Annotated in this window: 8 protein-coding genes; 4 read left to right on the top strand and 4 right to left on the bottom strand. The window is 66.5% G+C overall.

Features of this window, described 5'->3' with window-relative positions:
* Window positions 1–441: 441 nt before the first annotated feature.
* From pyk to ACNSN7_RS10360, 4 genes are all read left to right on the top strand, one after another.
* Window positions 442–2,196, top strand: a complete 1,755-nt coding sequence (pyk, locus tag ACNSN7_RS10375; protein ID WP_418282206.1) for a pyruvate kinase — start codon at window positions 442–444, stop codon at window positions 2,194–2,196.
* Between the two features lie 123 nt (window positions 2,197–2,319).
* Entirely contained in the window at window positions 2,320–2,553 is a 234-nt protein-coding gene (locus ACNSN7_RS10370) for a DUF7312 domain-containing protein (protein WP_418282205.1), read from the top strand.
* Between the two features lie 97 nt (window positions 2,554–2,650).
* Entirely contained in the window at window positions 2,651–3,307 is a 657-nt protein-coding gene (locus ACNSN7_RS10365) for an NfeD family protein (protein WP_418282204.1), read from the top strand.
* Window positions 3,308–3,470: 163 nt separating this feature from the next.
* Window positions 3,471–4,028: a DoxX family protein gene (locus ACNSN7_RS10360; protein ID WP_418282203.1), complete on the top strand. Its 558-nt coding sequence runs from the start codon at window positions 3,471–3,473 to the stop codon at window positions 4,026–4,028.
* 260 nt (window positions 4,029–4,288) lie between these two features.
* Here ACNSN7_RS10360 and ACNSN7_RS10355 read toward each other — a convergent pair whose 3' ends face one another.
* The 4 genes from ACNSN7_RS10355 to proC form a co-directional block, all read right to left on the bottom strand.
* Window positions 4,289–4,594 carry a hypothetical protein gene (locus tag ACNSN7_RS10355; RefSeq protein ID WP_418282202.1) on the bottom strand — a complete coding sequence of 102 codons (306 nt, stop codon included), beginning with the start codon at window positions 4,592–4,594 and terminating at the stop codon, window positions 4,289–4,291.
* Window positions 4,595–4,895: 301 nt separating this feature from the next.
* Entirely contained in the window at window positions 4,896–6,350 is a 1,455-nt protein-coding gene (locus ACNSN7_RS10350) for a glutamate-5-semialdehyde dehydrogenase (protein ID WP_418282201.1), read from the bottom strand.
* Window positions 6,343–7,281, bottom strand: a complete 939-nt coding sequence (gene proB, locus ACNSN7_RS10345; protein WP_418282200.1) for a glutamate 5-kinase — start codon at window positions 7,279–7,281, stop codon at window positions 6,343–6,345. Before proB ends, ACNSN7_RS10350 begins: the two co-directional genes overlap by 8 nt.
* Window positions 7,274–8,050: a pyrroline-5-carboxylate reductase gene (proC, locus tag ACNSN7_RS10340; protein WP_418282209.1), complete on the bottom strand. Its 777-nt coding sequence runs from the start codon at window positions 8,048–8,050 to the stop codon at window positions 7,274–7,276. The genes proB and proC overlap by 8 nt, the downstream gene beginning before the upstream one ends.
* Window positions 8,051–8,179: the final 129 nt, after the last annotated feature.

Here is an 8,179-nt window from a genome sequence, read left to right as displayed (position 1 = left end):
GACCGCCCCTGACTCCCTCGCGCGAGGCCGTTCGCGGCCTGACGGCCGCTCACGGGCGCACAGGGCGAGAGCGAGGCTCTCGCTTGCAGCCGGCGCGTCGCGCCGGCGACGCCACCGCATGCGTTCTTTATAAATAACCATCGACGTCGCTCACGGCCGTTTAAATACTATATCACGACCGGCGAACTGCAACACCAACTCCCGATATCGATCGCTGCTGTGTCCGTACTGATCGCGGTCGGAACCAGATGTATGAGGTGTTGAGCAGTCCAACAGAGCCCGAAGTGCATGTCGTCGTGGACTCGCTCGGACCGCATCGATCGGTTGGACCGTATCGGCTCGCTCGCATCGTTCGGGCTCCGTTCGTGGGCCCGTTGAAACGTTCACTCGGGTTCGACTCAACCGTATCACTTTTTGCGTCTCTCCGTCGAAGTCGACGGTATGCGCAACGCCAAGATCGTCTGTACGCTGGGTCCAGCGTCCGACGACCGAGAATCGATCCGATCCCTCGCCGACGCGGGGATGTCCGTCGTCCGACTCAACGCCAGCCACGGGACGACCGACCACCGTGAGACGGTCATCGAACGCGTCCGGGCGGTCGACGACGCGATCGACGAGCCGCTCGCGGTGATGGTCGATTTAAAAGGTCCTGAGATCCGAACCGCCGAGATAGACGAGTCGATCCACCTCGACGCCGACAGCGAGGTCCTGTTCGTGGCGGACGACACCGCGACGCCTGACCGCGTGGGACTCACCCATTCGATCGAGGCGACCGAACCGGGGGACGTCGTCCTCCTCGACGACGGCCGGATCGAGTGCCGCGTCGAGCGTGTCTCCGAGGAGGGCGTCGTCGCCACCGTGCTGTCCGGCGGGACGCTCGGGTCCCGAAAGGGCGTCAACCTCCCGGGCGTCGACATCGACGTCGATCTGATCACGTCGGGTGATGAGGACGAGCTCCGGCTCGCGGCCCGTGCCGAGGCGGACTTCGTCGCCGCCTCGTTCGTCCGGGACGCCGCCGACGTCTACCGGATCGCGGATCGGTTAGAGGAGTACGGCGGCGACGACATCCCGGTCATCGCGAAGATCGAGCGGGCCGGCGCGGTCGACAACCTCGACGGAATCATCGCCGCCGCCGACGGCGTGATGGTCGCTCGCGGTGATCTGGGCGTGGAGTGTCCCTTGGAGGACGTCCCCATGATCCAAAAGCGGATCATCCGCAAGTGCGTCAACGCGGGCGTCCCGGTGATCACGGCGACGGAGATGCTCGACTCGATGGTCCACTCGCGGCGGCCGACCCGTGCGGAGGCGTCGGACGTCGCCAACGCGGTCCTCGACGGGACCGACGCGGTGATGCTCTCCGGAGAGACCGCCATCGGCGACGACCCCACGAACGTCGTCGAGACGATGGACCGGATCGTCCGCGAGATCGAATCCAGCGAGGAGTACGCCGAGACACGCGAACAGCGCGTCCCGCCCGCGAACGACGAGTCGCGGACGGAGGCGCTCGCGCGGTCGGCGCGGTACCTCGCGCGTGACATCGGCGCGTCCGCGGTCGTTGCCGTTTCCGAGTCCGGCTACACCGCCCGGAAGACGGCGATGTTCCGGCCGGGCGTCCCGGTCGTCGCCACCACACCGAACGAGCGCGTGTACCGCCAGCTCGCGCTGTCGTGGGGCGTCCAGCCGGTCACGACCGAGTACGCACGCGACATGGAGGCCGTCCTCGACAACGCGGTCGACGCCGCCTTCGACGCCGGCGGCGCGGAATCCGGCGACACTCTCGTCGTCCTCTCCGGGATGATGACGGAGCTTGAGGGGACGAACACGACGAACACCCTCAAGGTCCATGTCGCCGCCGAGACGATCGTCACGGGGAAGGGTGCGGTGGCCGGTCGTGTCGCCGCACCGGTTCACCGAACGACCGATGGCGACCTCTCGGCGGTTCCGGACGGGTCGATCGTCGCGCTCGATGCCGAGTTCGACGGGGAGTTCGACGGGGACCTCGGTCGGATCGCGGGCGTGATGGACGCCCGGCCCGGAATGACCGGCTATCCGGCCGTCGTCGCCCGCGAGCTCGGCGTACCGATGGTCTCGGGGGCGGCGCTTCCGGACGCTGTCGCCGACGGGACCGTCCTCACCGTCGACGGCGAGCGCGGCGTCGTCTACGAGGGTGACATCACGCACGCGAACCGCCGATAGAGCCGCGAGCGCCGCCACGCGAACCTGATGCCGCCGCGCGCACCGGAACCATCACGTGCACCGAGTGCCGGGATAGCCGCCCTACCCGCCAGCCATTTATCGCCGACTCCCCTACCGACGTGCATGAGCAGCGACGACACCCGCAGTCGGGCGAACGAGGTTCGGGATGCCGACGACGCGGACGACGAGCGCGAGTGGCGCTTCGGCGTCGACGACGTCGGCCCCGACGGGGTGACGGAGGACACCGCGACCCCCGAGACGGAGCCGATCGAGCCCGGAACGATCGTACCCGAACACGCCGTCTTCGTCGTGCTCGGGGTCGCGCTCACCGTCGGTGTGCTCCTGTTCGGATTTTAAAAGGGACCGCTTTTAAGAGGGACCGCCACAGCCGTGGTCGGCGTTGAACACTCGGATCGTACCACAACTTATTCCGGCCGAAGCCGTAGGGGGCGGTATGGACGTGTTCCTGCAGGCGGACCTGTTCGGTCCCGAGACCCTCCCCTTGCTCCTTTTAACGGCGGGACTACTGTTGTCGATGGCCGAGGCGATCGCGCCCGGAGCGAACTTCATCGTGGTCGGGATCGCGCTGATCGGGGCCGGGCTCACGGGACTCGCACTGGCGGCGCTCGGCGTCGCCGGAACGCTTCTCATCCTCCTGATGGGCGTGTTCACGCTCGTGTTCGGTGCGGCTGCGTTCTACGGCTACCACGAGTTCGACCTGTACGGCGGCAAGGGACAACAACAGACGAGCGACCGCGACTCGTTAAAAGGGAAGCTGGGGACGGTCACCGAAACCGTGACCGTGAGCGGTGGCGAGGTGAAGCTACAGGGCGGGGGGTTCAATCCGTACTACTCCGCGCGGTCGCTCGAGGGAACGATCGAGGAGGGCGAGGAGGTGATGGTCGTGGACCCCGGCGGCGGCAACGTCGTCACGGTCGAGTCGATGGGCTACGTCGAGGACGACATCGACCGCGAGCTCGCCGCGGACCGGGCCAGAAAGGAGGCGAGCGAGCGAGGCGACGACGCCGAGACGTCGACGGAGGGCGAGAGGACCGAGGCGGAGACGACGGGAGTCGACGACCCCGAGACCGAGACCGAACGAACCGACTGAGAAGAGAGCCGACGTTAGGCGTCGGTTCTCCGGGCGTCTCCGCGAAGGGCACTTATAAACAGCTGAACTATCAAGGCTGTCGGGCGAGTGTTTCTCCGATCTCTGGAATCTGGTGGGGTTTATACCTTCACTGGGGTCGTTCGTTCAGGTAGAGGGAGACACAATGTCAACGAAAGCACGAAACGAGTTCGGCGGGGAGTTCGGTGGCGTATCGCTGCGGGGAGAGGCCCACTCGCTGTCGGCGCTGTTCATCGTCGCGTTGCGGGCGCTGATCGGCGGGATGATCCTCTTTGCGGGCATCGGGAAGGTGCAGGGATGGCCGTTCGATGCGAGCGGGTACTTGGTCCACGGCGTGGATTCGGCCAGTCCGGTGAGCGGCCTGTTCGCCGCCATGGCCGGCAGCCCGCTGCTCATGGAGATCATCAACGTCGTCATCCCCATCACGCAGGTGCTCATCGGCGTCGCGCTCATCGCGGGCGCGTTCGTCCGACTCGCCGCGCTCGGCGGCGCGCTCCAGATGCTCATGTTCTACCTCGGCGGCTGGGAGGGCGAACTGCTCGCGCTGTTCGACTCGACGCTCATCTACGCGATCGTGTTCCTCACGGTCGCCGCCTTCGGCGCGGGCCGCATCCTCGGCGTCGACGCCTACATCGAACGCCTCGACGTCGGCGGCCAACCCCTCGTCGAACGCTACCCCAAACTCCAGTACCTCCTCGGGTAACCGGGTACTGGCACACCACCCGAACGGGGTGTGAAACTCACCCACTGCGATCTTTTCAAGCCGTCCCGGTCCCCTTTTCAACTGAAACGGTAGCGCGGAGTCTCCGAGAGAGGGATGGGTGTACGCGTCGCGTTACTCATCGACGATCTCGGTGAACCGTCGAGCAAGCCATCGTAAGTCGATTCCGGACCATCATCGTCTCGGAGTCGAAACGAGAACACGAACGGCAGGACACAGCAGCGAAACGCAAGCGAAAAGGCTCAGTTCTCCACTTCGGCGGCGTCGTCGATCCGCATCGTCCCGAGCTTGTCGATCGTTTCATCGAGCTTATCGTCGAGTTCGTCGACGAACTCGTGGGTGCGCTCCGTCGTGATCGCTCCCTGGCTCGACGGCTCGATGAGGTTCTCCTCCTCGAGGACGCGGAGCGAGTATCGAACCTTGTGATGCGGGTAGCCGGTCTCGTTCGACATCTTCACGATACCGATCGGTTCGTTCTCGATGACCATTCTCAGCACCTGTAAGTGCCGTTCCAGCATGTCTACTTCCTTCTCAAGTCGATCTATCATGGCATATGTTAACTTGTCACCGCGCCTTTTAAAAGTTGCTGTCGACGCCCGCGACAGAACCGCTTGATCTGAACATGTGTCGTGCGAGTAGTTAACGGTTCGGTTCCCGGCGGCACACCTCTCGAGGATCCATGAACGTCCGTCAGCGGCCGTGAACGTCCGATAACCGTTCGTCGGACGCGCCACTCGATCACGTCGAAACATCTGTGAACGACCGCGGACATGGATCGACCCCGCGTTCTCCGAGTCCATCCGGGCGTCCGTGTCGGTCGCCGGAGCGGGTTCGACTCTGCCCGGTTCGCTAGCGCTCCGATCGGCGTCCGGGCGTCCACGCGCCGTCGAACTCGCGGTGCGTGAACGGCTTCGCGTCGTCGCCCGCGTACGTGGCGACGAGGTGACCGTCGCCCTCCAGGTAGTATTTATACGTCGTCAGCCCCGCGAGCCCGACCGGACCGCGAGCGTGGATCTTCCCGGTCGAGATGCCGACCTCGGCCCCGAGGCCGTAGCGGTAGCCGTCCGCGAACCGCGTTGAGGCGTTGTGGAACACGCTGGCGGCGTCGACGCCGGTCATGAACGTCTCGGCCGTCTCCGCGTCCTCGGTGAGGATCGACTCGGTGTGTTTCGAGCCGTTCTCGTTGACGTGCTCGACCGCCTCGTACACGCCGTCGACGACCTTGATCGACAGTTCGAGGTCGCCGTACTCGGTCGTCCAATCGTCGGCCGTCGCCGCACCGACGTCGACGATGTCGCGGGTACGCTCGTCGCCACGGAGTTCGACGCCCTCCGACTCGTACCGCTCCACGACGCCGGGGAGGAACGCCTCGGCGACCGCCTCGTCGACGAGGAGCGTCTCGACCGCGTTACAGACGGCCGGGTACTGGACCTTCGCGTCGAGGGCGACGTCCTCGGCGGTCGGGAGGTCGGCGTCACGGTCGACGTACACGTGACAGATTCCCTCCGTGTGGCCCAACACGGGGATCTGCGTGTTGTCCTGGATGTACGAGACGAACTCCGAGGAGCCTCTCGGCATCACCAGATCGACCAGATCGTCCAGTTCCAACAGGCGGTCGACCGCCTCGTGGGCCTCGATCAACTGCGCCCAACCGCCGGGAACGCCGTCGCTTGGCCCGCCCCCGTCGCCGCCCGATGCGACGTCGCTTGGTCCGTCCCCGTCGACGTCCGATGCGACGTCGGCGACCGCCTCTCGAACGGTCTCGTAGAGGACCCGATTGGACGCGCTCGCCTCGCTACCGCCCTTGAGGATGACCGCGTTCCCCGACTTCAACGCGAGCGCCGCGATCTGGACCAGCGCGTCCGGTCGCGACTCGAAGACGGTCGCCACGACGCCGATGGGTACGGCGACCCGGTACAGTTCGAGGCCCTCGTCGAGCTCGCGTGCCGCCAGCGTCTCGCCGAGCGGGTCCTCCTGTTCGGCGACGGATTCGACCATCCCCGCGATGCTCTCCACCTTCGTCGCGTCGAGCTTCAGGCGATCGACGAGCGCCTCCGTGTACTCGCCGCGAGCGAGCATCTCCTCCGCCTCCGCGACGTCCTCGGCGTTGGCGGCGAGGATCTCAGCCTCGTGGTCGCGGATCGCGTCGGCGATCGCGTTCAGCGCCGCGTTCCGCGTCTCCTCGTCGACGTTCGCGAGGCGCAACGCGGCGCGTCGGGCCGCCCTGACCTGTGCGTCGGTGTCGTCCGCGACGGTGTCGTTCGCTTCGACCTCCGTGTCGGTGTCGTGATCGGTGTCAGTCATGGGTGGTCTCCGTGTCTTCCGTGCGTTTCGTGGCGTCCGATCCCGCGGAGTCCTCGCTCGCCGGGACGAACAGCGTCCCTACGGGCTCCCCGCTCGCGATCCGCTTCAATACGTTCGTCTCGGCCGACCCGGCGATGATCGCCGGGATCCCGTGTGCGCTCACGTCGCGAGCGCCTTCGACTTTGGTTCGGATGCCGCCGAACGCCGCGGTCGTGCTCTCCGAGACTATCCGCTCGATCGTGTCGTCGTTCGTGTTCACCACGCCGATCAGCTCGGCGTCGGCGTCGCGTTTCGGGTTCCCCGTGTACACGCCGTCGACGTCCGTCAGCGTGGTGAGGAGGTCGACATCGAGCCCGGTCGCGATCGACGCCGACAGCATGTCGTTGTCGCCGATCTGGAGCTCGTCGATCCCGACCGCGTCGTTCTCGTTGATGATCGGGACGACGTCCCACTCGAGGAGCGTCTCGATCGTGTTCCGGAAGTTCCGGAACCGCTCGGGAGTGTCGAGGTCCTGTCCGGTCAGGAGGATCTGTGCGACCGTCTGGTCGTAGCGGTCGAAGCTCTGCGTGTAGTGGCGCATCAGATGACTCTGACCGACTGTCGACAGCGCCTGCGTCTCCTCTATCGTCTCTCGAGTCTCGCCCGCCACGGGCGGTTCGTCGCTCTGGTTGATCCGGCCGATTCCGGCCCCGACCGCACCCGAGGACACCAACACGACGTCCTTGTCGCGGTCCCGGAGGTCCATGATGTCCGCGACGAGCTTGTCGAGCTTGACGCGGTCGAGCCGCGAGTCGTCGTCGGTGAGGGAGTTCGTCCCGGCCTTGACGAGCACTCGCTGTGCGCTTGCGGCACGCTCTCTCGCCCGGCGTTCGGTCCCCGAGTCGACCGCTGCGACGGCGTCGCTCGCGTCGGCGGCTCCCGACTCACTCATCCTCGAAGGCCTCCGCCAGTTCCGCAGAGCGGCGCTTCGCCGCGGCGACGGCGTCGACGACCGCCTCGTCGGCGTCGCTGTCCCACAGGACGTCCATCCCTTCGATGGTCGTCCCGTTCGGCGAGCAGACGGCGTCGATCAGCTCGTCGACGCTCCGGTCGTCGCGAAGCACCGTCTCGGCCGCACCTTTAAACGTCTGTGCGGCCAGCGTCTCCGCCTGTTCGGGGTCGAGTCCGCCCTCAACGCCGGCCTCCTTCATGGCGTCGATGAGGTAGAACGCGAACGCGGGACCGCTCCCGTTGACCGCGGTCGAGACGTCCATCAGCTCCTCGTCGACCTCGACGAACTCGCCGACGTCGTCGAGCAGGTCCCGGACCTCGTCGGTGAGTCCCTCGGTCGTCGCCGCCGCGGCCATGTCTCCGGTCTCGGCCGCGAGGTTCGGCATGATCCTGACGACCGTCGCGTCCGTCCGCGCGGCCGCGAACGAACGCGGGACGCCGGCCGCCAGCGTGACGAGAGTCTGGTCCGACGAGAGGTCGAGATCGGACAGCACCGCCTCCGCGACGGTCGGCTTGACCGCGAGTACGACGACGTCGTCCCGTTTCGCGGCCGCGACGTCGTCGGTCGTCTCCGAGGCGTCGTCCGCGAGCGCCGCGAGCGCCTCTGGATCGAGGTCGATCGCCGTCACGTGATGCCGACCGGTCCGTCCGAGGCCCTTCACGAGGGCCCCACCCATGTTTCCACAGCCGATAACGCTCACCCGTGTCATCTCGTCACTACGAAGCGGTTTGAGCGACATACCACCTGCGGTTTCGGTCCGCCAGCAGCGTGGATCGGCGGGTCGATCGCCGACATCGGCCGCCTCGGTCGCCGACATCGGCCGCCTCGGTCGCCGACA

Origin of the sequence: Halorubrum rarum (assembly GCF_048380895.1) — an archaeon.
Lineage (GTDB): Archaea > Halobacteriota > Halobacteria > Halobacteriales > Haloferacaceae > Halorubrum.
This window is presented reverse-complemented; position numbering and strand designations above follow the sequence as displayed.

Bases quoted from the DNA above. Each gene is read 5' to 3' on its own strand.
- pyk (WP_418282206.1), top strand. From the start codon at position 442: ATGCGCAACGCCAAGATCGTCTGTACGCTGGGTCCAGCGTCCGACGAC.
- ACNSN7_RS10370 (WP_418282205.1), top strand. From the start codon at position 2,320: ATGAGCAGCGACGACACCCGCAGTCGGGCGAACGAGGTTCGGGATGCC.
- ACNSN7_RS10365 (WP_418282204.1), top strand. From the start codon at position 2,651: ATGGACGTGTTCCTGCAGGCGGACCTGTTCGGTCCCGAGACCCTCCCC.
- ACNSN7_RS10360 (WP_418282203.1), top strand. From the start codon at position 3,471: ATGTCAACGAAAGCACGAAACGAGTTCGGCGGGGAGTTCGGTGGCGTA.
- ACNSN7_RS10355 (WP_418282202.1), bottom strand. From the start codon at position 4,594: ATGATAGATCGACTTGAGAAGGAAGTAGACATGCTGGAACGGCACTTA.
- ACNSN7_RS10350 (WP_418282201.1), bottom strand. From the start codon at position 6,350: ATGACTGACACCGATCACGACACCGACACGGAGGTCGAAGCGAACGAC.
- proB (WP_418282200.1), bottom strand. From the start codon at position 7,281: ATGAGTGAGTCGGGAGCCGCCGACGCGAGCGACGCCGTCGCAGCGGTC.
- proC (WP_418282209.1), bottom strand. From the start codon at position 8,050: ATGACACGGGTGAGCGTTATCGGCTGTGGAAACATGGGTGGGGCCCTC.